Genomic DNA, 201 nt, shown 5'->3' with positions numbered 1-201 from the left:
ATGGTGGCACGATGCTTGAAGGTTCTGTTGGCACCATCGCTTCTGCACATTTGTTCTCGACCTTTGAGAATTTGGCATATGGCACTGAATTGTTTGGTCCATTGCTGTTAACTGACGAAATTTTAAAGACCCCGCTTCAATATCGTGATTTCGAATTACATCTGCCTCAAGGCAATGGTTTAGGTATTGAGTTGGATTTAG

Annotated in this window: 1 protein-coding gene; it reads left to right on the top strand. The window is 42.3% G+C overall.

Features of this window, described 5'->3' with window-relative positions; genetic code table 11:
• A partial coding sequence (locus AC1M83_RS14280) for an enolase C-terminal domain-like protein (protein ID WP_481590959.1) occupies positions 1–201 on the top strand: 201 nt, incomplete at both ends.

Source organism: Acinetobacter sp. 25-47-130 (assembly GCF_056779705.1).
This window is presented reverse-complemented; position numbering and strand designations above follow the sequence as displayed.